This window comes from Streptomyces xylophagus, assembly GCF_000716435.1.
GTDB classification, from domain to species: Bacteria; Actinomycetota; Actinomycetes; order Streptomycetales; family Streptomycetaceae; genus Streptomyces; species Streptomyces xylophagus.
Genome location: NZ_JNWO01000003.1, coordinates 237,226 through 262,798 on the forward strand (window position 1 = coordinate 237,226; position 25,573 = coordinate 262,798).

The following is a 25,573-nucleotide window of genomic DNA, read 5'->3' on the forward strand; positions in this document are numbered from 1 at the left end:
CCAGGGCAAGGAGCCCCATTGACCACCCACACACCGGGCGGGCACGCCTCGGGGTGGCGCCGCCTGACGCCCGGGATCGCCGCGCTGGCCGGATACCGGCGTTCCTGGCTGCGCGGCGACCTGCTGGCGGGGGTCACGGTGGCCGCGTACCTCGTCCCGCAGGTGATGGCCTACGCCGGGGTGGCGGGGCTCCCGCCGGTCGCCGGACTGTGGGCGATCCTGCCCGCGCTCGCCCTGTACGCCGTACTGGGCTCCTCACGGCTGCTCTCGGTCGGCCCCGAGTCGACGACCGCGCTGATGACGGCGACCGTCGTGGGCCCGCTCGCCTCAGGCGACCCCGGCCGCTACGCCACCCTCGCCGCCGCCCTCGCGGTCACGGTCGGTCTGCTGTGCCTCGCCGCGTGGGCGGTACGGCTGGGCTTCGTCGCCGACCTCCTCTCCCGCCCGGTGCTGATCGGCTATCTCGCGGGCGTTGCCCTGATCATGATCGTGGACCAACTGCCCAAACTCACCGGCGTACGGACGACGGGCACGGCCTTCTTCCCCCAACTCTGGTCCTTCCTACGACACTTGGGCCAACTCCACGCGCCCACGCTGCTGTTCGCCGCCGTCATGCTCGCGTTCCTGTTCACGGTGGCGCGCACGTCCCGGACGATCCCCGGCCCGCTGCTGGCAGTGGTGCTGGGCACGGCGGCCGTCGTCCTCCTCGACCTCGACGACCGGTACGGCATCAAGGTGATCGGCCACGTCCCGGCGGGACTTCCCGCGGTCGGCCTGCCGGACCTCACGGAACTCCCCCACCTGGTGCTGCCCGCCCTCGGTGTCCTGCTCGTCGCCTACACCGACTTCATCCTCACCGCCCGCGCCTTCACCGGCGGCGACGAGGACGACGGCCCCGGTCTCGACGCCGACCAGGAGTTCCTGGCGCTCGGCGCGGCCAACCTCGGCGCCGGCGTCCTCCACGGCTTCCCGGTGAGCAGCAGCGCGAGCCGCACCGCGCTGGCCTCCTCGACGGGCGCCCGCAGCCAGGCGTACTCCCTGGTCGCCGGAGCGGTGGTCCTGGCCGTCCTCCTCTTCCTGAGCCCCCTCCTGTCCCGCACCCCCTCGGCGGTCCTCGGCGCCCTCGTCGTCTACGCCGCCGTCCGCATGATCGACCTCACCGGCTTCCACCGCCTCGCCGGCTTCCGCCGCCGCGAACTCCTGCTGGCACTCGGCTGTCTGACCGGCGTACTGGCCCTGGACATCCTCTACGGCGTGATCGTCGCCGTGGGCCTGTCGGTGGCCGAACTCCTCACCCGGGTGGCCCGCCCGCACGACGCCGTCGAGGGCCTGGTCCCCGGTGTGGCCGGCATGCACGACGTGGACGACTTCCCGCAGGCCCGCACGATCCCCGGCCTGCTCGTCTACCGCTACGACTCGCCGCTCTTCTTCGCCAACGCGGAGAACTTCCGCCGCCGCGCCCTGGCCGCCGTCGCCCAACAGGCCGTCCCGGTGCGGTGGTTCGTCCTCAACACCGAGGCCAATGTGGAGGTGGACATCACCGCCCTGGACGCGGTCGACGAACTCCGCCGCGAACTCGCCCACCGTGGCATCGTGTTCGCCCTGGCGCGGGTGAAGCAGGACCTCCTCGACGACCTGGAGACGTACGGGCTGGTCGACTCGATCGGCACCGACCACATCTTCCCGACGCTCCCAACGGCCGTGGCCGCATACCGGAGTTGGAGCGGGACGCCCGATGAGGGAACGGCGGGGCCGGTGGCGTAGTGCCACCTGTCGGGCACTCAGCCGCGCATGCCCTTACGTGTACTCCGCGAGCCAGGACGCGGCAGATCGCGTCCATGTCTCCGCTTCTCCCGCCCCCTTCGCGAGGCCCAGGCTGTGCGGGCCGTGGGGGTAGACGTGCACCGCGTGGGGCACGTTGTGGGCGGCCAGGGCGGTGGCGAGGCGGTAGGTGTGTTCGGGCGGCACATAGGGGTCCTCCGCCGTGTGCCACAGGAAGAACGGTGGGGCCGACGCGGTCACCAGCGCGTCGAGCGAGGTCGCGCGGCGTAGCTCCGGTGTCGCGTCCTCCCCCAGCAGGACGAGTCGCGAAGGGCGGTACGTCTCGGTCTCCATCGAGGTGATTGCGTAGCCGAGCACGGCGAACTGCACCGCCGTCCGCTCGGACACCTGCGGAGCGAGGGCGGCCAGGCCTGCGAGGTGCCCGCCGGCCGAGAACCCCACGAGCCCGATCGTGCCGGCGCCGTCGGCTCTCAGACGGCCGATCTCGGTGCGCAGCGCCTCGAGCGGTTCCGGATGCCGCACATTGAGCGGATACCGGAAGACGCTCGCCGCAAGCCCAAGTCCGTTGAGCCACCTGACGATCGGCTCCGCCTCGTGTGCGGCGTGCTGCACATAGCCGCCGCCCGGCAGCACGATCACATGCACAGACATCACTTGGTCCGATCCGGTCGGTGAAGACTCCTGGGGAACGATGAAGACTCCTGGAGAACAGGGTCAGATCGTCGCGATGTCGATCACGAACCGGTAGCGGACATCGCTCCTGACCACCCGCTCGTACGCCTCGTTGATCTGGTCCGCGCGGATCACCTCGATCACGGCACCCAGACCGTGCTCGGCACAGAAGTCGAGCATCTCCTGGGTCTCGGGAATGCCGCCGATGCCCGAGCTGGTCAGGCTGCGCCGGTCGCCCAGGACCGCGGAGAGGGGGATCTGGACCGGCTCGTCGGGAAGGCCGAGGTTCACCATCGCGCCGTCCGTGCGCAGCAGTCCCAGGAAGGCGCCGAAGTCGAGCGGTGCCGAGACCGTGTTGAGGACCATGTCGAAGGTGCCCCGGAGCGTGTCGAAGGTCGCCGGGTCGCCGGTGGCGAAGTAGTGGTCGGCGCCCAGCCGCAGGCCGTCGTCCTTCTTGCGCAGGGACTGCGACAGGACCGTCACCTCGGCACCCAGCGCGTGCGCGATCCGCACACCCATGTGGCCGAGCCCGCCGAAGCCCACGACGGCGACCTTCTTGCCGGGGCCGACGTTCCAGTGCTTGAGCGGGGAGTACGTCGTGATGCCGGCGCACAGCAGCGGCGCGGCGACGTCCAGGGGCAGGCCGTCGGGGATGCGCAGGACGTAGTTCTCGTCGACGACGATCCTCTGCGCGTAGCCGCCGTAGGTCGGTTCGCCGTCCTTGCCGACGGCGTTGTAGGTCCAGGTCGGGCGGCGGACGCAGTACTGCTGCAGGCCGGCCTTGCAGTTCTCGCACACGCGGCAGGAGTCGACCATGCAGCCGACGCCCACCCGGTCGCCGACGGTGAACCGGGTGACTGCCGGGCCGACTTCGGAGACGACGCCGGCGATCTCGTGGCCGGGGACCATCGGGAAGATGCCCTCGCCCCAGCCCTCCTGGACCTGGTGGATGTCGGAGTGGCAGATGCCGGTGAACCTGATGTCGATCAGTACGTCGTGTGCGCCGACCGCGCGCCGCTCGATCGTCGTGCGCTCCAGCGGAGCCTTGGGGGAGGGTGCCGCGTAGGCGGCGACTGTGGTCATGCCGGGAGTCTCCCTGGGAATGGTCGTGGCGAGGGGCGGTGCCGCGCCGGTGCTTCAGCCGGTTGGCCTTCACCTCTCGCCCCGCGTCGGCGGGGTCGGGCTCCGAGCGGCCTACAGCAGCCAGGCGGTGCCGAGGTTCTGCACCGGGTCGCCGCCCTCGCGCCCCAGGTAGAGGGCTCGCGCGCCGATCCACAGGACGGTCGCGCCGATGCGGTCGGGGTAGCGGTCGAGCATCGCGTGGAAGAACTCGGCCGGGGTGTCGTGCGCCGCCAGGAACTCCTCGGCGTCGTCGAAGTACCGGCGGGTCTCGGCGATGAGGCGTGTCGCGTCGTCGTCGAGGTTCTTGTTCTGGTGGCTCGCGACGATCCGGCGCGGCTCCAGCGCGGCGACGGTGTCGATGGCCTTGCGCCAGGCGCCGAAGTCGCCGTCGGCCGTCTCACCCAGGTACTGGTGCACGCCGTTGTAGATGACGTCGCCTGCCACCACCAGGTCGAGGTCCGGTACATGCAGCACGGCACAGCCGTCGGTGTCGGCGTGGCCCACCTCCACGACGGTCAGGTCGTGCCCTTCGAGGGTGAGGCGGTTTCCGGGGACCGTGACCGCGGTGACGGGCGATGGCGGGATCTGCCCGGGAAACAGCGTGTCCCACAGCGCTTCCCGGAAGGACACGTTGGCGTGCATCTGCTCGATGGTTCCCGCGGTGGCCACCACCTCGGCGCCGAAGCGCTCGGCGAGCACGCCGGCGGTGAACCAGTGGTCACCGTGCCCATGGGTCGCGAAGACGTGCGTCAGCCGCTTGCCGCTCGCCTCCACCCAGTCCCCGACCCGCTGCGCCTGCTCGGTCGTCAGGGGCGGGTCGACGAGCACGGCGTCCCGTACGCCGTGGATCAGGGTGACGGCGATGGGCTGATAGTGGCGCGGTTCCCCGTTGGGCAGCGGCGCGGAGACGTTCAGGGGCAGCGGGTCGGCGACGAAGACGTCGTAGCCGAGGGCGGTGTCGTCGTCGGACACGGTTCTCTCCTTCGGAGTGCGCTCGCTAACGCGGCTGGTCGAGGAAGCGCGCGACGTCACGCGCGAACTGTTCGTGGTGCTGGAAGAGGAAGCCGTGGGCCGCGTCCGGGTAGATCGTCAGCTCCGCGCCGTCGATGAGTCCGGCCAGCAGGTGGGAGTAGCGAGGGAGGATCATGGGGTCGCTGTCGCCGTTGGCGACGAACACCGGTGTCCGGATCGCGGTCACCCGCTCGAGAAGCGACACGTGGGGAACTCCCCAGGCGCACACGGCGTCGTACTGCGCCTGGCGGGTCTGCCATGTCGTCGGGGTGTCCGGGTCGTTCCTGGAGAACATGCGGCCGAGCGCCTTCTCACCGGCTGTGCGGCTCTCCGCGGACCGGGTGTAGAAGACGTCGAGCATCTTGGCCGGGGCGAGTTCGCGCCCGCCCACCGAGTCGATGACCCACTGCGCCCACCCGTGCATGCCGGGTGCGCCCTGGGGCGCCGACGAGGCCAGCACGAGACGGCGGACGAGCGCGGGCCGGATCAACGCGATGTCCTGGGCGACGAACGAACCCAGCGAGAACCCGAGGATGTCGACCTGCTCCAGGTCCAGTGCGTCCACGAAGGCGAGCGCGTCCTGCGCCATCTGCGCGACGGTGCCGGGTGTGGTGCCGCCGGACGCGCCGACGCCGGTGTTGTCGAAGGCCACGGTGCGTCGGTCGGCGGCCAGGGCGTCCACCAGTGCGGGGTCCCAGTTGTCGAGGTTGCCCCTGAAGTGCGTCAGCAGGACCAGCGGCACTCCTCCCTCGCCGGTCTCGCGGTACGCGTACTCGATGCCGTTGGCGGCGGTCACCTTCCTGGTCGGCGCCAGGGAGTAGCTCGGGGCCGTCCCGTCCATCGGATCCACCTCTCACTGGACATACGGTCGCGGGCGGCGACGTCGGCGCACCCGTGTGCGTTCACGCCCGCGATCCGGGAACAGGGTCGGTGAACCGTCGGCCGCTTGTCTCTCACATGAATGGGTGAGGGAGGTCCGGCGGCGGCACGCTGTCCGTTCCCGGCGCGGGCAGGGGCAGGGTCAGCACCATGCGGGCACCGGGGTCACCGGCCCGGGGTGCCCGGGCTGTGAGGGTTCCGCCGTGGGCGGTCGCGATGTCGCGGGCGATGGCCAGGCCGAGGCCGGTACCGCCCTCGCCGCGCGTGCGGGCGTTGTCCAGGCGCGTGAAGCGGTCGAAGATCCGCTCCCGGTCCTGGGCGGGAATGCCCGGACCGTCGTCGCCGACCTCGACGACCAACTCGCCCTCGTTCCGGCGCACTTCGACGGTCACGGTGCTGCTCGCGTGACGCAGACCGTTGTCCAGAAGGTTCGTGAACAGGCGGGCCAGTGCCGTGCGGCTGCCGAGGACGGCCGTGTCGGGCGCGGAGTGGATGTCGAGCACGACGGGGTGGTGCGCGTAACCCTCGGCGATGGTCCGCCGCAGGAGGTCGGGCACGCTCAACGGCCGCAGCTTCAGGGGCCGGCGCGCGTCCAGCCGGGCGAGGAGCAGCAGATCGGCGACGACCTCTTCGAGACGGTTGGTGTCGCGCAGGGCCTCGTCACCGACGGTCGTCCAGTCGGCCCGCTCGGGACGGGCCGTGGCCAGTTCGAGGCGCGCCTTCAACGTAGTGAGGGGGCCGCGCAGTTCGTGGGAGGCGTCGGATGTGAACGTCCTCAAACGGCCGACGGCACGCTGGAGTTGATCGAGGGTGTCGTTCATCGTGGCCGCCAGCAGGGCGACTTCGTCGTCGGCGTCGGGCACGGGGACCCGCCGCTGGAGACTGCTGGCGGTGATGTCGGCGAACTCGACACGAATGTCCTCGACCGGTCGCAGCGCCCGGCCCATCGCGTACCAGGTCAGGCAGACGACAAGCAGCACCAGCAGCGTGGTGCAGGGGACCAGGGCCCAGGTCAGGGCCACGACGGCGGTACGCGCGGGAGCGAGATCGGGATAGGCCTGTATCAGCATCGTTCCGGACGAGGTGACGACAGCGGCACTGGCGCCCCGGCCCTGCGATCGGGTCGTGCCGGAGGAACCGGTGAGATCTGAGGAGCCAGAGGAGCCACTGGGGCTGGTGGGGGACGCGGAGTCCAGGGTGACGTCCGGCAGGGCGGCCTTCACCTCGGCCGGAGGTATGCCGGCACCGAGTCGGCGGGCAGCCTGCTCGACGTGGTCGCGGGCCGCGACCTGGGCCGAGTCGACCAGGTCGGTGTGGACGGCGTAGAGCAGGACCGCCGAGCAGGCGGCAAGGGCGAGACTGGCCACCAGCGCCACGGCGACGGTGGCACGGCCGCGTACCGTCCGCGGCCAGAGCCGTGACCGCAGCCGTGACCGACGCCGGCGTGGGCGGTCAGCCTCCGTCGGAGCGGAGGCGGTAGGCACCACCGGGCACGGTTTCGATACTGGCCCGGCCGAAGGGTTTGTCGATCTTCCGGCGAAGCGCACTGATGTAGACCTCCACGATGTTCGGCCCGCCCTCGTAGGCGCTGTCCCACACCTGGTCGAGGATGGCGGCCTTGCTGACGGCGACGTCCGGGGTGTCCACGAGCAGCGCCAGGATGTCGAACTCGCGGGCGGTGAGCGCGATGTCCTTGCCCGCACGGCGGCAGCGGCGGGCGCCGGTGTCGGTCTCCAGGTCCCCGAAGTGCCGCACGATCTGCCGCTCGGGGCGGGCCCGGCGGATCAGGGCCCGCAGTCGGGCGTTCAGGACGACGAACGAGAAGGGCTTCGTCAGGTAGTCGTCGGCCCCGGTCTCCAGTCCTTCCGCCTCGTCGTACTCACCGTCCTTCGCGGTCAGCATCAGGATCGGGGTGTTGTCGCCGGCCGCGCGCAGGTGGGCGCAGACCTTGTAGCCGTTCAGACCGGGCATCATGACATCGATGACGATCACGTCGTAGTTGTCGTCCGTGGCCCTGGCCAGCCCGGCGAGGCCGTCGCTCGCCGCGTCGACCGCGAACCCCTCGGCCCGCAGGCCCTGTTGGAGCAGTTCCACGAGTCGGGCATCGTCGTCCATCACCAGCACGCGCATGCCCTCCACCTTGCCTCACCCCTCGCGCCGACAGCTGAAGAGGATCTTCAGGACGTTCAGCGGGCCTTCAGCGGGTGGGGCCGAGAGTTGCCCCGTACTCGTTCCCGGCGGGACACGCGGCTGGTCCGACACCGGCTTCTCCGTGTCCCGGCCACTCAGACTCATGAAGGAGCTGATCCCATGACGAATCCCCTGACCGACCCCGTGACCGATCCCGGGAAGACGCGCTGGAGCCGCGTCTCCCGCCGACGGGGCTTGGTGCTGGCCGGTGCGGTGGCCGTCGTCCTCGCCTCGGGCGGGGTCGCTGTCGCGGCGGCCTCGGGCGACGGCGGCCCGGCCGAGGACACCGGTGTCACGCTCGTCGAGGTGCCCGGCGCGGAGCCGCCGCACGACGTGATGCCGGCGGATCCCATTCCGGTGACGGACGTGCCCGTCGTCGTCGGCGACGAGGGACAGACGCTGGCGAGGCCGTAGCCAGGTCTCTCGGCGGCTCGCGGGGGTGGCGCCGGGTGCGCCGGGCCGCTGCGGCAGGCGCTCGGCCGGGACTCCACCGGCCGAGCGCTCTGCTCGGGAACGGTCGCATCCGTGACGAACTCCGCCGAACCCGCCGGTGCGACTAACCTGGGAATCTCCGGGCCCGGTCGGCAGCCACGGGTACCGGTGATGTCCGAGGGCGCGGCGCATGAGGGTTCCGTACCGAGGAGGTCCGGATCGACCATCTCGCTCGGGGTCCGTCCGACAGAAGGTTGACGCGTGGGTGAGCTTTTCGGCCGTGACGAGGAACGCGCCCGGCTGCGGGCCGTCCTCGATCATGCCCGGCGCGGGATGAGCGCGGTCGTCGTCCTGCGCGGTGGCGCGGGCACCGGCAAGACCGCTCTCGTGGACTACGTGCACCGCGTGGCGGAACCGGAGTTCGAGGTCGTCCGCTTCGACGCCGTGGAGTCCGAGGCGGAACTCGGTTACGCCGCTCTGCACCAGCTCCTCCTCCCCCACCTGCCCCACCTCCACGAACTGCCGGAGCCGCAGCGCGAGGCCCTCGGCCAGGTCTTCGGACTCGAGAAACGGACGACACCCCCGGACCGTTTCCTGGTCGCCGTGGCCGCACTCGCCCTGCTGGCGACGCGGTCCGCCGACCGGCCCCTGCTGTGCCTGGTGGACGACGCGCACTGGCTGGACGACGACTCCGCCGAGGTGTTGTCCTTCGTCGCACGCAGGATGCACGCGGACTCGGCCGCCATGGTGTTCGCGGAACGTGACACGACGGACCGCGTCGACCGCCTGGCAGGACTCCCCCGCCTCCCGGTCGCCGGTCTGGATGCCGAGTCGGCGGGCCGGTTGCTCGCGTCGGCCGTCGACGGGAACCTCGACCCCGAAGTCGGCGCCCGCATCGTCGCGGGTACGGGAGGCAACGCCCTGGCGCTGGTGGAGGCCGCCCGGGAACTCCGTCCCGACCAGCTCAGCGGCGAGACCCCGCTCCCCCAACTCGTCCCCCTGGGGCAGGAGTTGGAGCGCGGCTACCTGCGCGAGGTACTGGCCCTGCCGCCCCGCACCCGCGTCCTGCTCCTCACCGCCGCGGCCGACCCCACCAGCGACCCCGCACTGCTCTGGCGCGCCGGCACGGAACTCGGCTTCACGGCGACCGACGCGGCGGCCGCCGAGGAACGCGGCCTCCTCACCATCCGGGACACCGTCCGCTTCCGCCACCCGCTGATCCGTTCGGCGATCTACTACGGCGCTCCGCTCGCCCGGCGCGCCCGCGTGCACGCCGCCCTGGCCGACGTCTCCGGCGACCTGGACAAGGCCGAGCTACGGGCCTGGCACCTGGCGGCGGCCGCCACCGATCCCGACGAGACGGTCGCCTCGGAGCTGGAGCGCGCCGCCGAACGCACCCGGGACCGGGGCGGCTGGACCGCGAGCTCCACCCTGTGGGCACGGGCTGCCACCCTGACCTCCGACCTCCCCACCCGCAGCCGTCGCCTCCTCGCCGCCGCCGAGGCGAGCGCGGTGGCCGGCGCTCCCGGCCGGGCGCAGACCCTGCTCGACGAAGCCGCCGCCGACCGCGACGACCCGTGCCACAAGGGGTCGGTCCTGCGCACCCAGGCGCGCGTCCACCGCCTCATGGGCGCCCCCGCCGCGGCGACCGGCTCCTTGCTCGCGGCGGCGCGCGAGCTGGGCCCGGTCGACATCCGCGTGGCCCGTGACGTGCTGGTCGAGGCCCTGGTCCAGGCGCAGATCAGCGATGCGCTCGCCCCGCGCGGCGCGACCCGGCGCAGTGTGGCGGAGGCCATCCGCGCCCTGCCCCTGCCTGCGGACCTGCCCGCCACCACCGGCGACCTGATCCTGGAGGCCGACGCGACGGTCCACCTGGAGGGACTGGCCGTGGCCGCGCCCCTGCTCAAGGAGGCGATCGCGGCGGCTCGCGGCGAGGAGTCGTCGGCGCCGGAACTCTTCCAGTGGCTGGCGGCGGCCTGCTCGCACGCCACCGTCCTCGGCGACGACATCGCCCTGCACGAACTCGCCTGGCGGATGGAGTCCGAGGCCCGACGGCAGAGCATGGTCATCCCCCGGGCGCTGGCCCTCAGCCACACGGCCCTGTCCGAACTCGTCGTCGGCCGCCTCGCCGAGGCCGAGCGTCTCTTCGACCGACGCGCGGCCCTGGAGGAGGCCCGTGGTGGCGAACTCCACCTGGGCGCCCTCCTGTTGGCCGCCTGGCGCGGAGACGTCGACCGGGCGCGCCGGCTCATGGACGCGGTCGACGAACACGCGGCGCGCACCGGTCAGGGCTACCAACTCGTGTTCCGCGCCTACGCCCAGTGCGTCCTCGAACTCGGCCGAGGGCACTACCGCGAGGCCTACCTCAGCCTGGAGAACCGCATCGGGGAGCTGTCCCAACTCAAGTTCGCACTCGTGGACTTGGTCGAGGCGGCGGTCAGATCCGGCAAGGACGAGGAGGCCGCGGAACTGTGCGAGCACCTCGGCCGGCTCACCGAGTGGTCCCCGGTACCCGCTCTGCTCGGTGACCTCGCCCGCGCACAGGCCTTGACCAGCATGGACCCGGCGGAGAAGGAGCGGCTCCACCTGGAGGCCGTCAAGCACCACGAGAACACCCGGGGCCCCGGCCGCCGCGCACGCAGCCACCAGCTCTACGGCGAGTGGCTGCGCCGGGAACGCCGGATCAAGGAGGCACGCTCCCAACTCCGCACAGCACACCGGCTGTTCGAGACGATGGGTGCGTACGGATACGCGGCGCGCACGGCACTGGAACTCTCCGCGGCCGGCGCCCCGGTCGAACTCCGGGACACACCCCGCACCGGCAACGAACTGACCGCCCAGGAAGCCCGGGTCGCCCACCTGGCGGCCTCCGGCGCGACCAACGCGGAGATCGCCGCCCAGTTGTTCCTCAGCACCCACACGGTCGACTACCACCTGCGCAAGGTCTTCCGAAAACTGGACGTCCGCTCCCGCCGCGAGCTCGCCGACCGCCGCGGTCTGATCGCACCGTTGTAGGCCCCGCACAGGGGGCGGCACCGCACACCACGTAGTGCCCCCGTCCCTACGACCACGTGCCGCACGTGATTCCACCGCGGCGCCCCGCAGGAAGACTCGCGACACAGTTCCGCCGGAACACCGCTCGGAACATCGCACAGTCGCATTCAGGGAATCGAGACACCGCCATGCCCATGATCGACGTCTACGCGGCCAAGGGAACCATCAAGGACCGCAAGCAGCTCGCCCAGGACCTGGCACAGGCCATCATGCGCTGGGAGAAGGTCCCGGCGATCCCCTTCTTCACCGACAACACGGCCGCTTTCGTGCACGAACTCGACGCCGACTCCTTCTCCGACGCCGGCGGCAACAGCGCCCACATCCGCGTCAACGTGACCACCAACGCGGGGGCGTTGGACCGGGAGCAACAGCTCGGCCTGGTCAAGGAGATCTCGGAACTCGTCGCCACGGCGGCCGGCGACGCCTCGCTCGCCGACCGCACTTGGGTCGCCCTGACCGAGGCGGTCCCCGGGGGCTGGGGCATCGGCGGCCACTCCTACACGAACGACGAGATCGTCCAGCACGTGCGCGAACTGCTCGGCAAGGCCTGACCACAACCGCACCGGCCAAGCGACCCACCGGAGTTGACCGCATGCCCATTTACCAGTGCTCCGCGCCCGTCGGCATACTCACCGACTCCATGAAGTCGGAGATCGCCGCCGCCATCACCGACGCCCATGTCGAGGCGACCGGCGCCCCGCGCGTCTTCGTGCACGTGTTCTTCCAGGAGCTGCCTCCGGGCGTCGCGTACAGCGCCGGTGAGATCGACACGAAGATCTCGGGCATCCAGGGTGCGATCCGCGCCGGCCGCCCCCTGGAGGTGAAACAGAAACTCCTCAAGAACATCGTGGCGTCCTGGTCGGCGATCACCGGTCAGCCGGAGAAGCAAGTTCTGGCCGGTATCAGCGAGATCGACTCGGACACCTCGATGGAGTACGGGCTGATCCTTCCGCACCCGGGAGGCGAGACCGCGTGGTTCGCCACCAACGCGGAGGCGCTCGACGGAATTCAGGGCACGGGCCTCTGAACTCTCAGGCGCTGACCGTCCGTTGAAAGGTCCGCCGATATGCCGTAGGCGTCGTACCCAGGGCATCGCGGAACCGGGCGCGGAAATTGGTGCCGGAGCCGAGGCCGCTCTGGGCGGCGATCTGTTCGACGCCGAGACCGGTGATTTCGAGGAGTTCGCGGGCGTGGTTGACGCGGGCGGTGAGCAGCCACTGGTGCGGGGTGACACCGGTCTCCTGGCGCCACATGCGGACCAGAGTGCGGGTGGAGACGCGTGCGTGATGGGCGAGCACGTCGAGGGTGAGGGGTTCGTCGAGGTGGCGCAGGGACCACTCGCGGGTGTCGGCGAGGGTGTGGGCGGACGGCTCGGGCAAGGCTCGGTCGATGTACTGGGCCTGGCCGCCGTCGCGGTGCGGTGCGGCGACCAGTTCGCGGGCGATCTCGTTGGCGACGGCGGCACCGAGATCCTTGCGGACCATGTAGAGACACAGGTCGATTCCCGCGGTCACGCCCGCGGAGGTCAGCAGCGGATCGTCGTCGATGTAGAGGACGTCACGGTCGACGCGCACCTCGGGATACAGCCTTTCGAGTTCGTCCGCGCTGGCCCAATGCGTGGTCACCGTACGGCCGTTGAGCAGCCCGGCCGCCGCGAGCGCGAAGGCGCCCGTGCAGATCGAGGCGATATGGGCGCCCCGGCTGAAGGCGTGTCGCAGCGCCGCCGTCACCTCGGGCGCCGGTGGCCGCTGAAAGTCCCAGTACCCGGGCACGATGATCGTGTCCGCCCGGGCCAGGGCCGACAGCCCGGCGGTGACACCGACCGTGAACCCGGTGCTGGTCGTGACACTGCCAGGGGCCGCGCCGCACACCGTGAGGTCGTACGGGGTGTTGGCCCGCGCGTTGAAGATCTGGGTGGGGATGCCCAGATCGATGGGCAGAACGCCGGGCAGCACCAGGGCCGCGACGCGATGAGGAGCCATGACCTCAATGTTACGACCACAGCTTTCCCGCCACCCCTGCGCACGTCCACCGAGCGCGAACCTGTCCCGGAAGTTGCGGACAGTGGCACACGAGCCTGTGGTTGATCACCAGGGGTCGGCAGACGATCGACCCATGAGCAGCACACCTACACCCATCGGCCGCTACTTCGACGTCCAGGGCGGACGCCTCTACGGCCACGTCCGCGAGGGCGACGGCCCTGCCCTGGTCTTCCTCCACTACTGGGGCGGCTCCCACCGCACCTGGCGCCCGGTCCTCGAACTCCTCGGCCCCACCCAGGCGTTCGTCTCCTACGACCACCGAGGCTGGGGCGAGTCCACCGAGGTGCCCGGCCCCTACGGCATCGAGCAGCTCGCGGACGACGCCGAGCGGGTCATCGCCGAACTCGGCTACGACGCCTACGTCGTCGTGGGTCACTCCATGGGCGGAAAGGTGGCCCAGGTACTCGCCTCCCGCCGCCCCACCGGCCTGAAGGGAGTGGTCCTCGTCGCACCCGCCCCACCGGCGCCGGTCGGTGTGACGCCCGAGCTCCAGGAGGCGTTGTCGCACGCCTACGACAAGGACGAGACCATCGAGCAGAGCATCCAACTGGTGCTGACCAACGGCGAGTTGGGTGCGGAGGCCCGCCGCCGGGTCCACGAGGACAGCTCCCGTGCGGGTGAGGCGGCCCGTCTGGCGTGGCCCCGGCAGGCGATGGTGGAGGACTTCTCGGACAGGGTCGGCGCCATCGACGTTCCCGTACTGGTGCTGGCCGGCAGCGACGACAAGGTGGATCCTCCCCAGGTCCTCCGCGCACACCTGCTTCCCCTGATCCCCACCGCCACCCTCACCGAACTCGACGGCACCGGCCACCTCTCCCCACTGGAGGTGCCCGGCCAAGTCGCCTCCCACATCAGCGCGTTCGTCACCCGCCTCTCACTTCCCCGTGGGTGAGCGGGACCGGTCCGATCGGCGGAACTGACCTGTGAGAGTCCATGTGCTGCGCGGCCGAGCCGAACCGATGGCCGGCGCCCTGCGGGTCGTACAGCGGGCGAGGCGTTCGGGCCAGGGCGGGATCATTCTGATCACGGGTGAGGCAGGCATCGGGAAGACCGCGGTGCTCGACGCCGTGCGCGCGGAGGCCGGCACCGCCGGGTTCGTCGTGGGGGCGAGCAAGGCGGACGAGGTCGATCATGTCGCGCCCGGCATGCCGGTTCTGCTCGCGCTGCGGTCCGGCCGTCAACCGCTGTTGTCCTCAAAGGAGTTCGAGGACGTGCTCACGCTGGTGGATCAGCCGCTGCTGCTCATCGACCGGCTCTGCGCGCTGCTGGAGGAGGTGGCGAGCCGTTCGCCTGTTCTCCTCGCGATCGACGACATCCAGTGGATCGACCGCCTGAGCCGGCTGGCGCTTCGCGTGCTGCCGGCGCGGCTGGCGGGCCTTCCCATCGTCTGGGCGTTCACGTCCCGCGACAGGACGGGCGGTCCCGCCGAGGAGTTCTCCGGGGGCCGCTTCTCCGGTGTCCCGGTCGAGGAGATCACTCTCAACCCGCTTGATCTCACTGCCCTCTTGGAGATCGCGAGGGACTGGCTCGGCTCCGCTCCGAGCGGTGGCACGCGCCGCATGCTGGAAGGCGTGGCCGGTACGCCCTTCTTCGCCGTGCAGATCCTGGAGGGCATCAGCCGGGCCCGCGCCTGCGGGGAGAGCGAGGACGAGGTGCCGGCCGAGTTCGTGGCGGGAGTCCGCCGCCGCTTGGCCGCGCTGCCGACCGGGGCCGCCGAACTCGTACGCCTGGCCGCGGTGTTGGGCCGTCCCCTGAAGTTCGAGGACGCCCTCGGCCTGCTGCCGGACCGACCTCCGGTGACGGTGTCCGAGCTGATCGACGCGATCGCGGCATCAGGATTCTTCGAGCCGCGCGGCCCCTTGATCGCCTTCCGGCACGATCTCGTCCGGGAGACCCTCTACGCGGACCTTTCCGATGTCACGCGCCGCCGGATGCATCACCGGTGCGCGCGCCATCTGATGGACGCGGGACACGGCGCCCTGAGCGCGGCCCCGCATGCGGCGGCGGGTGGCAGGAGCGCGGACGGCAGCGCCGTGGCCATCCTCCGCACGGCGGCGGACGAGGCTTTGGCCTCCATGCCGCACACGGCCGGTGACCTGATCCTCTCCGCTCTGGCGCTGACCGGCCCCGACCAGCCCGGCTACTGGGATCTGGGGGTCCGGTGCGTCGACATCCTGAGTCGGGCCCAACGCGCCACCGAGGCCGTGCAGACCGCCGACTCCCTGCTCGGCAAGGGACCGCCGACGGAGGAGGCCGCGCGCATCGAGGTGTTCGCCGCCCGCGCGCTGTGGCTGACGGGCAGGCTGACGGAGTCGGTCGGCCGTATCGACGCCGTGCTGTCCGGTGGGCGGGTGTCGGCCCCCGTGCACGCTCGGCTACGGGCCTCGCGCGCCCTGGCGATCACGCGCGCCGAGCCCGCGGAGAGTGCCCGGGTGGAAGCCGAAGCCGCCCTCGCCCTCGCTCGCGCCACGGGCGACCGCGAGGCGCTCGAGGTCTCGCTCCAGGCGCTCGCCGAACTGACCAAGAACTCGGGTCACCACGCCCAATCCCTGTCCTATTTCCGGGAGTTGCGCTCCATCGCCGGTGCCGCGTACCTCCCGGCGGAGATTCTCGTCCTGCAGTTGCTCGACCGGTACGCCGAGGCCCAGGCGCTCCTCGACGCCGCCCGCCAGGATTCCGACAGCCAGGCCGAGGCGGTGCTGCCGTCGATGGTGCACGCGCGGATGTGGCAGGACTTCTACGGCGGGCGTCTGGAGGAAGCCGAGGCCGACGCAGCCGAGTTGGTGACCTTGGGCGCCGAACTCGGCAACCACGTCTACGAACTTGACGCCGTCTCCCTCCTCAGCACGATGGAGTTGTATCGCGGCGAGGTCGCGACGGCGCGAGAACTCCTCACGCCGTACCTCACCTACACCAAGGTCGACGACGCCGTACGCTCACCGGGCCTGATTCTCATGCGGGGTTGGCTCGCCGCCGCGGAGGGCGACATCACGCAGGCGCTGGCCGTCCTCGGCCCACTGCTCCACTCGGCGCGCGACGGGCGGAGTTGGTGGCCCTGGTGGCCGGGATGGATGCCGGTGTTCGCGCACATGGGCCTCGCGGCAGGCGATGCCCGGTTCGCGGAGGAGGCGGCCGCGATCGCCGAGGAGGGCGCCGCCCGCAACCCCGGCGTCCCGACCTTCGAAGGCCTGGCCCTGCACGTACGTGGATTGGTGGACGGCGATCGGAAGGTGCTCCAGGCGGCGGCGGACGTCCTGAAGGCCACCCCGCGCCTGACGGCTCGCGCGGGCGTCGCCGCCGACCTGGGCCGGGCACTCCTCGCCGAGGGACAGCGCGACGAGGGAATCACCCACCTCGAGCGCGCCTGGCAGCTGTACCACGACATCGGCATCAGACCGTCCATGCTCTCCGTCCAAGAGACCTTGCGCGGAGCGGGAGTTCGACACGCGAAGTGGACGACGGACACGGCGCGTCCCACGTCGGGATGGCAGTCCCTGACGAGGACGGAACTCGCCGTCACCCGTCTCATCGGCTCCGGGCTCACCAACAAGGCGGTCGCCGACGACCTGGGGCTCTCCCCCAACACGATCGGCACTCACGTCCGTTCGATCTTCGCCAAGCTGGGCGTGCACTCACGGGTCCAGTTGGCGAACGCACTCCACGCACGGGAGGCCGCACCGCCCGGTGACTAGCGCTTGCGCGCGCAGAGTTCGTCGACGTACGTACGCGCATCCACCTCGGGCAGGGTCCAGGGCAGGAAGATCACCCGGTAGATGATGGGCGCCACCACCCTGTCGAGCACGTCGTCGCCGCTGAACGTACTGCCGGGCCGGGCGGCGAACTCGGCGGCTTCAGCCCGTCGGTCGCGCAGGCAGTCCGACTCGCTCTCACCGGCCGCGGCGGCCCCGCCCCGCAGAAGGGCGGCGTTCACCGGGACGCTGTAGTGACTGATCAACTCCCGTGCCCACGCGGTGAGATCGGCACGCAGGTCGCCGGTGTCGGGAAGCCCGCGATCCGGGTCGAGCCGGTAGGTCGCCAGGTCGTTGATCATGGTCCGCGCGTCGCCCCAGCGCCGGTAGACGCTCGAGTGATTCACTCCCGCACGCTCCGCGACCATCGGGATGGTGACGGCGTCGCTGCCCCGCTCGGCGATCAGTTCCTCGACGGCATTCCGGATCGAGGTCAGCACTAGGGCGCTCCGGCCACCGGTGCGCCGCCGAGGGGACGATTCTCCCGATTCTCCAGCCATGCCCCCACTGTAACGCACAACACTTGGCATTAAGGAGCCGCCGGGTCTACTCTCGAACTCCGCAAGCTAACGCACAGAGCTTGGCATTAGGAGGCTCGCGGTGTCCGTCACCGAAGCAAGGCACGACTGCGGCAGCCCCGACCTCGCGACCTCCGCGCCCGCCCGGTCCCGCAGGTTGCTCCCCTCTTCCGCCGCGTTCGCCGGATCGGCCGCCGTCTTCGCGGCGCTCTACCTGGCCGCCGGCGCGCCGACCCCTCTCCTCGTCGTCTTCGAGCAGCAGTGGCACTTTCCCGCCTGGGTACTGACCGTCGCCTTCGCCTCCTACGCGCTCGGCCTGCTGGCGGCCCTACTGGTCGCCGGATCACTGTCCGACCACATCGGCCGCCGGCCGGTCCTGGTCGGATCACTCGTGGTGGAGCTCGGGGCGATGCTCATGTTCGTCTTCGCCCCGGACATCGGCTGGGTCATCGCGGCCCGCACCGTCCAGGGCATCGCCACCGGCGCGGCCACGAGCGCCTTCTCCGCCTCGGTCGTGGAACACGCCCCGGAACGCCACAAGAAGCTGGGCACCATCGTCACCAGCGTCGCCCCGGCCGGCGGACTCGGACTGGGAGCACTGTTGACCGGCGCGGCGGTCCAGTTCAGCAGCCACGCGACCCTGATCGTGTTCACGACCCTCGCGGTGATCATGGTCATCGGCACCGGGGTGGCCGCGTTCTCGGCGGAGACCGCCTCCCCCCGTCCCGGAGCGGCGCGCTCCCTGATCCCGCGCGTCTCGGTCCCCCCGGCCGCACGCCGTGAATTCATGGCGAGCATCCCCGTCCACCTGGCCGCGTGGATGCTGGCCGGGCTCTTCATGGGCCTCGTACCGACCATCATCCGCGACCTCCTCGGTCTGCACAGCGGCCTCCTCAACGGCGCCACGGCCTTCATCGAACCGGCGGCAGCCGCCGTCGCAGGCCTCTTCCTCGGCCGCCTGACCCCGCGCCACACCATCGCCATCGGCGGCGCGGGCGTACTGCTGGGCACCGCGGTGATCGAGGCGGGCGTCGCCGCCGGACTGCTCTCCCTGCTCTGGGTCGGCGGCATCATCGGCGGCGTGGGCTTCGGCGCCTCGTTCTCCGGCGCCGTCCGAAGCATCGCCCCGCTGGCCCAACCCCACGAACGGGCAGGGCTGTTCGCGGCCATCTACCTGGTCGCCTACCTCAGCTTCGGAGTACCGGCGATCATCGCGGGCCTCCTCATCGCCCCGGTCGGCCTCCTGAACACCGTCCTCGGCTACGGCGTCGCGGTGCTGGTCGCCGCGACCTTCGGGCTGGTCGCGCAGTACCGCCTCAACACGAGCCGACAACTCCTATCGCCTTGACAAATTTTTTTGTCGGATGGATTCTGGAGAAGTCCCGATTACCTGGCCGCCCCATGAGGAGCCACCATGCGCACCCTGATCAGCACCGCCTTCATCTCCCTCGACGGCGTCATGGAGGCACCGGGCGGCGAACCCGGCTACCGCAACTCCGGATGGACCTTCAAGGACGTCGAGTTCCTGCCCGAGGCGTACGACATCAAGGGGCGGGAGCAGGAGGAGTCCACCGCGATCCTGATGGGCCGGGCCAGCTACGAGGCGTTCAGCCCGGTGTGGCCGGACATGGACGAGTTCGCGCACTACAAGACCGTGCCGAAGTACGTCGTCTCCACCACCCTCACCGACGACGGGCTCGTCTCGAACTGGGGCGAGACCACCATCCTGCGCTCCCTCGACGAGGTCGCCGCCCTCAAGGACACCGAGGGCGGCCCGATCATCGTCCACGGCAGCGCCGCCCTCAACCACGGCCTCGCGGACGCCGGCCTGGTCGACCGCTATCACCTGCTCGTCTACCCGCTGCTGCTCGGCGCCGGAAAGCGCCTGTTCCCGGCGACCGACAAGGACACCCAGAAGCTGAAGCTGGTCGAGCACGCCGTGTACGCCAACGGCCTGCAGCTGAACGTCCTCGACGTCGTCCGCTGATCGGGGCTCGGCGACAATTCGGCGTTCGGGTAGCCTCCGGGACATGCGGATCTCTGTTTCCTCGGACATGGACGAACCCGTTGCCCGCTCCCTCGTCGCGGAGTTGCGCGGACGTGGCCACGAGGTGGTGACGCACGGCGCGCTGCGCCCCGGGGACGACCCGCAGTGGGCGGTCTGCTCGGAGGCCGCGGCCCGCGAGGTCGCCGACGGGACGTCGGACCAGGCGGTCGTGTGCTGCTGGACCGGTACGGGCGCGTCGATCGCCGCGAACAAGGTGCCGGGCGTACGAGCGGCCCTGTGCGCGGACGCGTACACGGCGGACGGCGCACGCCGCTGGAACGACGCCAACGTCCTGGCCCTCAGCCTGCGGTTGACGTCCGAACCGCTGCTGAAGGAGATCCTCGACGCCTGGTTCGCCGCGGAGGCCAGCGAGGACGCCGACGACCGGGGGAACGTGGCCCGCATCGGACAACTCGACCTGAACAGGCCTGCCCTGTAACCGAGTTCGGGCAGTGGGCGCCCCTGCGATGTCCGGGACAATTCCCGTGCGCCGACCCGCGCCACCTCATACGATCCCCTCGCTGCCCGCACACCAGTGCGCATCCGGGCTCCGTGCTGCGGGCACCCGAACGGGAGGGATCACTTGACCATGTCCTTCGGCGCGCGTTCGCGCGCCGTCCTCGCTTCTCTCGGCGCCGCCGGCCTTGCACTGGCCGCCGCCGTGTCCCCCGCGAGCGCGGCCGACGCGACGCCCGTCACACCGACCCAGCTGTTCAACGGCTACCAGAGCTGCTCGACCGACGCGGACCGGCCCACCTACCTCTGGGCCGGCAACGGCCTCACCGTCGAGGGCATTCCGGGAACCACCGACACGACCAGCACCTCCCTGGTGAACGTGCAGTACCAGGTCTGGCCGGTCACCGACCCGACGCACACCACGACGGTCACCCGCGCCAACGCCCTCCCCGGATTCGAGGCCACCGCCAACCTGCCCGCCGACGCCCTCCCCGACGGGCAGACCTACGCGTGGCGGGCACAGACCGTCGCCGGGGACGCGGCCTCGGAGTGGTCCGATCCCTGCTACATCGCGATCGACAACACGCCTCCGGCGAACGCTCCCGACGTCTCCTCGTCGAACTACCCGGAGGGCAGGGGGGACCAGGGCGGAAGCCCGGTCGAGTTCACGCTGAACGCCGACGGCGACGACGATGTCACCGGGTTCGAGTACTCCTGGCAGCAGGACCTCCCGATCGCCGGTTCCGCGACCATCGGCGACCACGGCGTTCCGCAGTTCGTCGACCCGTACGCCGACCCGAGATACTTCACCCGCGCCGATGCCCCGGGCGGTTCGGCCACGATCAGCCTATTGCCGCCGAGCGGTTCCTCCGGCCTGACGAGACTGTGGGTGCGCAGCCTCGACCGGGCCTACAACGGGTCGGCGGTCACCAGTTACTCGTTCTTCCTCGACTCCACGGCGCCCACCGTCACCCCGGCCGTCGCGTCGCCCGAGTTCGACACACCGACCACGTTCACGCTCCGCCCCGGCGCGGGCCTCCAGTCGACGAGTCCGGTCGTCAGCTATTCCGTCGAGACCGTCGGCGGTCAGGGCGGCGACAAGACCGTCGACGTCCAGGCCGGGCCGGACGGCACGGCGAGCGTCGAGCTCGCACTGGACGGAATCTACGGCGAGTCCCTCCGGGTGAGCAGCACGAGCGCCGACGGCTGGGTCAGTGACACGGCCTTCTGGGGCATCAGTTACGACACCACGCCGACCATCGCTTCGGACGTCTACCCGGAGAACGGTTCCGGCGGCGGCGCGGGCGTCCCCGGCACCTTCACGTTCACACCGAAGGTGGAGGACGTCGCGAGCTACACCTACTCCGTCAACGGGGACCCGGAAGTCACGGTCACCGCGGACGCACACCACACCGCGAGCGTCGACTGGACCCCGACCGCGAGCGGCGACTACGACCTCACGGTCCACGCGACGACCCGCTCCGGCATCGCATTGGCGCCCTACGACTACTACTTCACCGTGAGCTGAAGCCGCGTGGACACTTGCGCCTGTCTCCAGGCGCAGCGCGACGGGTGGTGGGCACCGGCATGGAGCCAGTGCCCACCACCCGTCGCGCTACCCCCGTAGACTGCCCGTGCGGTGACCCGCCGTCCGCCCTGTTGCCGCGCGTCGTGGACATGTCCTGGCCCGGCCTGACAAGGATCGAGGTGGCGGCGCGATGAGTACGGCCACCCACGGTGAACCGTTCGCGCATCCCGCGCTGTTCTACCGGGGCGAGGAACAGTACACGGCCGGTACGGTGCCGTTCCTCCGGGACGGACTGGCCGCCGGAGAGGCCGTCGCGGTCGCCGTCCCCGGGCCCCGCCTCGAACTGATCAGGGCCGGACTCGGATCGAGCGGCGCCGGTGTGCGGTTCCTCGACATGACCGAGGTCGGCCGCAATCCGGGGCGGATCATCCCCGGTGTGCTGCGGGCCTTCGCCGACTCCCACTCGGGCCGCCGGGTGCGGATCATCGGGGAACCGATCTGGCCCGGCCGTACCGCCGTCGAGTACCCGGCGTGCGTCCAGCACGAGGCGCTGATCAACGCCGCGTTCGGGGAGCGCGAGGCGACGATCCTGTGCCCGTACGACGCGGACCGACTGGAGCCGCAGGTGCTCGCCGACGCCTGGGCCACCCATCCGGTCGTCATCGACGAAGACCGTGAACTGCCCAGCGAGGCCTACGATCCGCAGCGGGTGATCGCCCGCTACAACAAGCCGCTCCCCTACCCACCGGGCGCGTCCACCCTCGCGTTCGACACGGGAGATCTCCCCAAGGCCCGCTGGTTCGCGGTCCAGGAGGCCGAGCGGCTGGGCCTGGCGGGCGCGCGACTGCAGGATCTGACCCTGGCCGTCGCGGAGTTGACCACCAACAGCGTGCTGCACGGAGGCGGGTCGGGGACGCTGCGGATCTGGGCCGAGGGCGAGCAGATCGTCTGCGAGGTCCAGGACCACGGCCGGTTGAGCGATCCGCTGGCCGGCCGCCGCCCCGCCTCACGCGACCAGCCCGGCGGGCGCGGTCTCCTCCTGGTGCACTACGTCGCCGATCTCGTCCGCCTCCACACGGCCCCGGACAGCACCACCATCCGTTTCTACCTCGCCCGTTGACGACGTCTCAAGGGCGGGTCGCCGGAGGTGTCCAGGCCGCTTCGGCCGCCTGAGCGGTGGGGTGGGTCGGGAAGACCTGGTCAAGACCGACCATCTGGAAGATACGGCTGACGCGGTCGGGGACCGCCGCCAGGGCGATGCCTGCCCGCGCGGCGAGGGCGTGGTTGCGGGCCGCGAGCAGGGCGGTGATGCCGCTGGAGTCGCAGAACGTGACACCTGTCATGTCGACGACGAGTTGCTGGCCGTCCTGGAGTGCCAGCGCGGGCAGGAGATCGCGCACCTGGGAGGAGCTGTCGTAGTCGAGCTCTCCGGTGAGTTCGACGACGGGCCCCGCGGGGGTGGTCCGGGTGTGGACGGCGAGTCGGGTCACGGCTGCTCTTCGCTGGTCGGTCGGGGCACGTTGATGGCGAGGACGGCGGTGTCGTCGTCGACGCCGGTGCCGAAGGTGTCGAGCAGGTCGCGGATCGCGGCGACGGCGGCGGAGGCGGTGGTGGGCGCCAGGGCGCGCGCGAAGTCGAGGAGGGCTTCGTCGCCGTAGCGGTCGCCGTCGCTGTTGCGGGCCGGGCGGGCCTCGGTGAGTCCGTCCGTGTGGAGCAGCAGGGTGTCGCCCGCCGCCAGGTGGACGGTGGCGGTGGCGATGTGGGCGTCGGGCAGGACACCGATGAGCTGTCCGCCCGGGGTGTGCAGGTGGTCGGCACTGCCGTCGGCGCGCAGCAGCAGGGCCGGCGGGTGGCCGCCGCTGGCCAAGGTGATGCGGAAGCCTCCGCGATCGCCCTCAGGGGTGAGCAGTCCGAAGACGACGGTGCAGAAGCGCGGGTCGTGGCCGTTGTACTCGTGGTTGAGGACGGTGTTGAGGTTGCCCAGGACGGCGGCCGGGTCGGGGTCGTAGACGGCGGCGGCGCGCAGCGTGTAGCGGGCCAGCGAGGTGACGGCCGCCGCCGCGGCGCCCTTGCCGCACACGTCCCCGAGGAACAGCCCCCAGGCCCCGGCGGAGAGCGGGAAGAGGTCGTAGAAGTCGCCGCCGACCATGTCGGTGGAGGCGACGTGGTAGTGCGCGGCGACGTCAAGTCCGGGCACGTTCACGAGAGTTGGGGGCAGGAGGGTCTGCTGGAGGGTGGCGTTGAGGCGCTTGAGTTCCTCGCGTTCGAGTTCGGCCTCCTTCCGGGCGCGCAGCAGTTCCGTCTCGTAGGCACGGCGGTCGCGGGCGTCGAAGACGGTGGTGCGGATCAGCAGCGGCTGCCCGTCGCCGCCGGTCTTGACCGTGGAGGTCACCAGTACGGGCAGCCGGCTGCCGTCGGTCGCCTTGAGTTCCAGGGCGATTCCGCTGACCTCGCCCTGCATACGCAGCAGCGGGCCGAAGTGGGTCTCGTGGTAGAGACGGCCGCCCACGGTCAGCAGGTCGGAGAAGGTCCTGCGGCCCACCAGGTCGCCGTGGTCGTAGCCGAGCCAGTCGAGCAGGGTCTTGTTGATCTTCGCGATCGTGCCGTCGAGCAGTGTGGAGAGGTAACCGCACGGCGCGTGTTCGTACAGGTCCTCGGCGCTGTCCTCGAGGAGTGCGGAGAACGCCGCGTGGTCCTCGCCGGGCTGCTTCCCGGGATGTCGGTGCTCGCCGTTCTCGCTGTCGCCGCCGGTGCTCATCAGCGCGTGGCTGCCACGAAGTCGGTGATCGCGGCGGCCGTTTCCTCCGGTGCGGCGAGCTGGGGGCAGTGCCCGGTCGCGTTCAGGGTGACCAGCCGGCTGCCCGGGATCCGGGCCTGGACGAAGGCTCCGACCTCCGGGGGCGCGATCGCGTCCCCGGAGCACTGCGCGACCAGAGTGGGCACGGTGACCGCGGCGAGATCCTCGCGGTTGTCGGAAAGGAACGTGACACGGGCGAAGACGCGGGCGATGTCGGGATCGGTGCGGCAGAAGCTGTTGGTCAGCTCCTCCCCCAGTTCCGGGCGCTCGGGATTGCCCATGATCACCGGTGCCATGGCGCCGGACCAGCCCAGATAGTTGGCGTCCAGCGACTCCAGGAGCTCGTCGATGTCCTCGGCGCTGAAACCGCCGCGGTAGCCGACGGCGGGATCGTCGATGAAACACGGCGAGGGGGCGAGCAGCACCAGACCGCTGAACGCCTTCGGCTCGCGCGCCGCGGCGAGGACACCCATCATCGCGCTCACCGAGTGCCCCACGAACGTCACCGGGCCGAGCGCCAGTTCGTCGCAGATCTCCAGCACGTCCTCGGTGTAGCCGTCCAGTGTGGAGTAGCGCTCCCGGCTCCACGCCGAGAGATCGGAGCGTCCGGCGCCCACATGGTCGAAGAGCACCACCGTGCACTCGCGTTCCAGGAGCGGCACCACCAGTCGCCACATGTGCTGGTCGCACCCGAACCCGTGGGCCGGCATCACCACGGGCCCTCCGGGCCGGCCCGACACCGTCACATGGTTCCTGCTCAGCGCGCTCATGCGGCTCATCCTCACAGACCGCTTCCCTGTCCACCCGTTGTGCCCACCCTGTGGCACCCGTCGGCGCCGCCTACTTCGGCTTGCCCAGGGACCAGCCGGACACGTCCGTGAGCCGCCCGCGCCACAGGGGCATGACCACCGACCCGCCCGCTCCGGCGACGCCGATGGCATCGCGCAGGTGGATCCACTGCGGCAGCCGTTGCGGTGTGTGCCGTCCCTGCTTGTCCTCGACCGCCTCGTCGACCTGCTGCGGGAACCGCTCCAGCAGCTGCGCGCCGGGGCCGTCGACGCCGTGCAGGGTGTGCGCCCACTCGGTGGTCCATGCCTCGTGGGAGATCAGGTCGCCGTGGAGGAAGGAGCCTCCGACGGTGAGGGTGACGGGCAGGGCGGCGGTCGCGTCCTGGCCGATCAGCCGTACCAGCATCTGCAGTTGGAGGTCCGGGACCGGCTCCGTGACGATCGGTGCGGAGGGCTGGTGCAGGGGATCGTGGGCGGCGCTCATCCCTGGTGGTCCTTTCGGTGCC

The 25,573-nt window shown here is 71.0% G+C and carries 24 protein-coding genes; 12 read left to right on the forward strand and 12 right to left on the reverse strand.

What is annotated here, in order from left to right; all coding sequences use genetic code 11:
* Nucleotides 1-18: 18 nt before the first annotated feature.
* Nucleotides 19-1,764 carry a SulP family inorganic anion transporter gene (locus OO70_RS08040; RefSeq protein WP_043666131.1) on the forward strand — a complete coding sequence of 582 codons (1,746 nt, stop codon included), beginning with the start codon at nucleotides 19-21 and terminating at the stop codon, nucleotides 1,762-1,764.
* 33 nt (nucleotides 1,765-1,797) lie between these two features.
* Here the strand turns inward: OO70_RS08040 and OO70_RS08045 are convergent, their stop codons facing one another.
* From OO70_RS08045 to OO70_RS08070, 6 genes are all read right to left on the reverse strand, one after another.
* Nucleotides 1,798-2,433: an alpha/beta hydrolase gene (locus OO70_RS08045; RefSeq protein ID WP_043666134.1), complete on the reverse strand. Its 636-nt coding sequence runs from the start codon at nucleotides 2,431-2,433 to the stop codon at nucleotides 1,798-1,800.
* Between the two features lie 63 nt (nucleotides 2,434-2,496).
* Nucleotides 2,497-3,537: an NAD(P)-dependent alcohol dehydrogenase gene (locus tag OO70_RS08050; protein ID WP_043666136.1), complete on the reverse strand. Its 1,041-nt coding sequence runs from the start codon at nucleotides 3,535-3,537 to the stop codon at nucleotides 2,497-2,499.
* A gap of 111 nt (nucleotides 3,538-3,648) precedes the next feature.
* Nucleotides 3,649-4,548 (reverse strand): MBL fold metallo-hydrolase, encoded by a 900-nt coding sequence (locus tag OO70_RS08055; RefSeq protein ID WP_063749689.1) that lies wholly within the window; start codon nucleotides 4,546-4,548, stop codon nucleotides 3,649-3,651.
* 25 nt (nucleotides 4,549-4,573) lie between these two features.
* Nucleotides 4,574-5,428 carry an alpha/beta fold hydrolase gene (locus OO70_RS08060; protein ID WP_043666138.1) on the reverse strand — a complete coding sequence of 285 codons (855 nt, stop codon included), beginning with the start codon at nucleotides 5,426-5,428 and terminating at the stop codon, nucleotides 4,574-4,576.
* Nucleotides 5,429-5,540: 112 nt separating this feature from the next.
* Nucleotides 5,541-6,833 (reverse strand): sensor histidine kinase, encoded by a 1,293-nt coding sequence (locus tag OO70_RS08065; RefSeq protein ID WP_158711421.1) that lies wholly within the window; start codon nucleotides 6,831-6,833, stop codon nucleotides 5,541-5,543.
* 85 nt (nucleotides 6,834-6,918) lie between these two features.
* Nucleotides 6,919-7,596 (reverse strand): response regulator transcription factor, encoded by a 678-nt coding sequence (locus OO70_RS08070; RefSeq protein ID WP_043666140.1) that lies wholly within the window; start codon nucleotides 7,594-7,596, stop codon nucleotides 6,919-6,921.
* A gap of 180 nt (nucleotides 7,597-7,776) precedes the next feature.
* On the opposite strand from OO70_RS08070, the gene OO70_RS08075 reads away from it, so the two are divergent.
* The 4 genes from OO70_RS08075 to OO70_RS08090 all read left to right on the forward strand — a co-directional run bounded on the left by OO70_RS08075 (nucleotide 7,777) and on the right by OO70_RS08090 (nucleotide 12,169).
* The gene (locus OO70_RS08075; RefSeq protein WP_043666143.1) at nucleotides 7,777-8,070 is read left to right on the forward strand and encodes a hypothetical protein; all 294 of its coding nucleotides are present in this window, start codon (nucleotides 7,777-7,779) and stop codon (nucleotides 8,068-8,070) included.
* 279 nt (nucleotides 8,071-8,349) lie between these two features.
* Complete coding sequence (locus OO70_RS08080) at nucleotides 8,350-11,103, forward strand: AAA family ATPase (RefSeq protein WP_043666145.1); 2,754 nt, start codon at nucleotides 8,350-8,352, stop codon at nucleotides 11,101-11,103.
* 167 nt (nucleotides 11,104-11,270) lie between these two features.
* Entirely contained in the window at nucleotides 11,271-11,693 is a 423-nt protein-coding gene (locus OO70_RS08085) for a tautomerase family protein (RefSeq protein ID WP_043666148.1), read from the forward strand.
* 41 nt (nucleotides 11,694-11,734) lie between these two features.
* Entirely contained in the window at nucleotides 11,735-12,169 is a 435-nt protein-coding gene (locus OO70_RS08090; protein ID WP_043666151.1) for a tautomerase family protein, read from the forward strand.
* Nucleotides 12,170-12,173: 4 nt separating this feature from the next.
* On the opposite strand, the gene OO70_RS08095 is transcribed toward OO70_RS08090, so the two are convergent.
* Nucleotides 12,174-13,124: a GlxA family transcriptional regulator gene (locus OO70_RS08095; protein ID WP_043666153.1), complete on the reverse strand. Its 951-nt coding sequence runs from the start codon at nucleotides 13,122-13,124 to the stop codon at nucleotides 12,174-12,176.
* A 133-nt stretch (nucleotides 13,125-13,257) separates the two neighbouring features.
* Between OO70_RS08095 and OO70_RS08100 the strand changes: the two genes are divergently transcribed.
* Together OO70_RS08100 and OO70_RS08105 are read left to right on the forward strand one after the other, a co-directional pair.
* Nucleotides 13,258-14,076: an alpha/beta fold hydrolase gene (locus OO70_RS08100; protein WP_063749690.1), complete on the forward strand. Its 819-nt coding sequence runs from the start codon at nucleotides 13,258-13,260 to the stop codon at nucleotides 14,074-14,076.
* 31 nt (nucleotides 14,077-14,107) lie between these two features.
* Entirely contained in the window at nucleotides 14,108-16,876 is a 2,769-nt protein-coding gene (locus OO70_RS08105; protein ID WP_158711422.1) for a helix-turn-helix transcriptional regulator, read from the forward strand.
* Here the strand turns inward: OO70_RS08105 and OO70_RS08110 are convergent.
* On the reverse strand, nucleotides 16,873-17,433 hold the full coding sequence (locus OO70_RS08110; protein WP_043666160.1) for a TetR/AcrR family transcriptional regulator: 561 nt from the start codon (nucleotides 17,431-17,433) through the stop codon (nucleotides 16,873-16,875). The two genes, OO70_RS08105 and OO70_RS08110, sit on opposite strands and share 4 nt — an antisense overlap.
* A 100-nt stretch (nucleotides 17,434-17,533) precedes the next feature.
* Between OO70_RS08110 and OO70_RS08115 the strand changes: the two genes are divergently transcribed.
* From OO70_RS08115 to OO70_RS08135, 5 genes are all read left to right on the forward strand, one after another.
* Nucleotides 17,534-18,799, forward strand: coding sequence for an MFS transporter (locus tag OO70_RS08115; RefSeq protein WP_051740881.1), 1,266 nt, complete (start codon nucleotides 17,534-17,536; stop codon nucleotides 18,797-18,799).
* A gap of 66 nt (nucleotides 18,800-18,865) precedes the next feature.
* Complete coding sequence (locus tag OO70_RS08120) at nucleotides 18,866-19,438, forward strand: dihydrofolate reductase family protein (protein WP_043666163.1); 573 nt, start codon at nucleotides 18,866-18,868, stop codon at nucleotides 19,436-19,438.
* A 43-nt stretch (nucleotides 19,439-19,481) separates the two neighbouring features.
* The gene (locus OO70_RS08125; RefSeq protein ID WP_043666166.1) at nucleotides 19,482-19,937 is read left to right on the forward strand and encodes an RpiB/LacA/LacB family sugar-phosphate isomerase; all 456 of its coding nucleotides are present in this window, start codon (nucleotides 19,482-19,484) and stop codon (nucleotides 19,935-19,937) included.
* A gap of 150 nt (nucleotides 19,938-20,087) precedes the next feature.
* Nucleotides 20,088-21,482 (forward strand): hypothetical protein, encoded by a 1,395-nt coding sequence (locus OO70_RS08130; protein WP_043666169.1) that lies wholly within the window; start codon nucleotides 20,088-20,090, stop codon nucleotides 21,480-21,482.
* A gap of 190 nt (nucleotides 21,483-21,672) precedes the next feature.
* A complete protein-coding gene (locus tag OO70_RS08135) occupies nucleotides 21,673-22,602 on the forward strand; it encodes an anti-sigma factor RsbA family regulatory protein (RefSeq protein WP_043666172.1) in 930 nt (309 codons plus the stop codon).
* Nucleotides 22,603-22,609: 7 nt separating this feature from the next.
* Here the strand turns inward: OO70_RS08135 and OO70_RS08140 are convergent, their stop codons facing one another.
* The 4 genes from OO70_RS08140 to OO70_RS08155 all read right to left on the reverse strand — a co-directional run bounded on the left by OO70_RS08140 (nucleotide 22,610) and on the right by OO70_RS08155 (nucleotide 25,551).
* The gene (locus tag OO70_RS08140) at nucleotides 22,610-22,972 is read right to left on the reverse strand and encodes an STAS domain-containing protein (protein WP_043666175.1); all 363 of its coding nucleotides are present in this window, start codon (nucleotides 22,970-22,972) and stop codon (nucleotides 22,610-22,612) included.
* On the reverse strand, nucleotides 22,969-24,240 hold the full coding sequence (locus OO70_RS08145; protein ID WP_043666179.1) for a PP2C family protein-serine/threonine phosphatase: 1,272 nt from the start codon (nucleotides 24,238-24,240) through the stop codon (nucleotides 22,969-22,971). The genes OO70_RS08140 and OO70_RS08145 overlap by 4 nt, the downstream gene beginning before the upstream one ends.
* Entirely contained in the window at nucleotides 24,240-25,049 is an 810-nt protein-coding gene (locus OO70_RS08150) for an alpha/beta fold hydrolase (protein ID WP_043666180.1), read from the reverse strand. The genes OO70_RS08145 and OO70_RS08150 overlap by 1 nt, the downstream gene beginning before the upstream one ends.
* A gap of 70 nt (nucleotides 25,050-25,119) precedes the next feature.
* Nucleotides 25,120-25,551 (reverse strand): hypothetical protein, encoded by a 432-nt coding sequence (locus OO70_RS08155; RefSeq protein ID WP_043666182.1) that lies wholly within the window; start codon nucleotides 25,549-25,551, stop codon nucleotides 25,120-25,122.
* Between the last annotated feature and the right edge of the window lie 22 nt (nucleotides 25,552-25,573).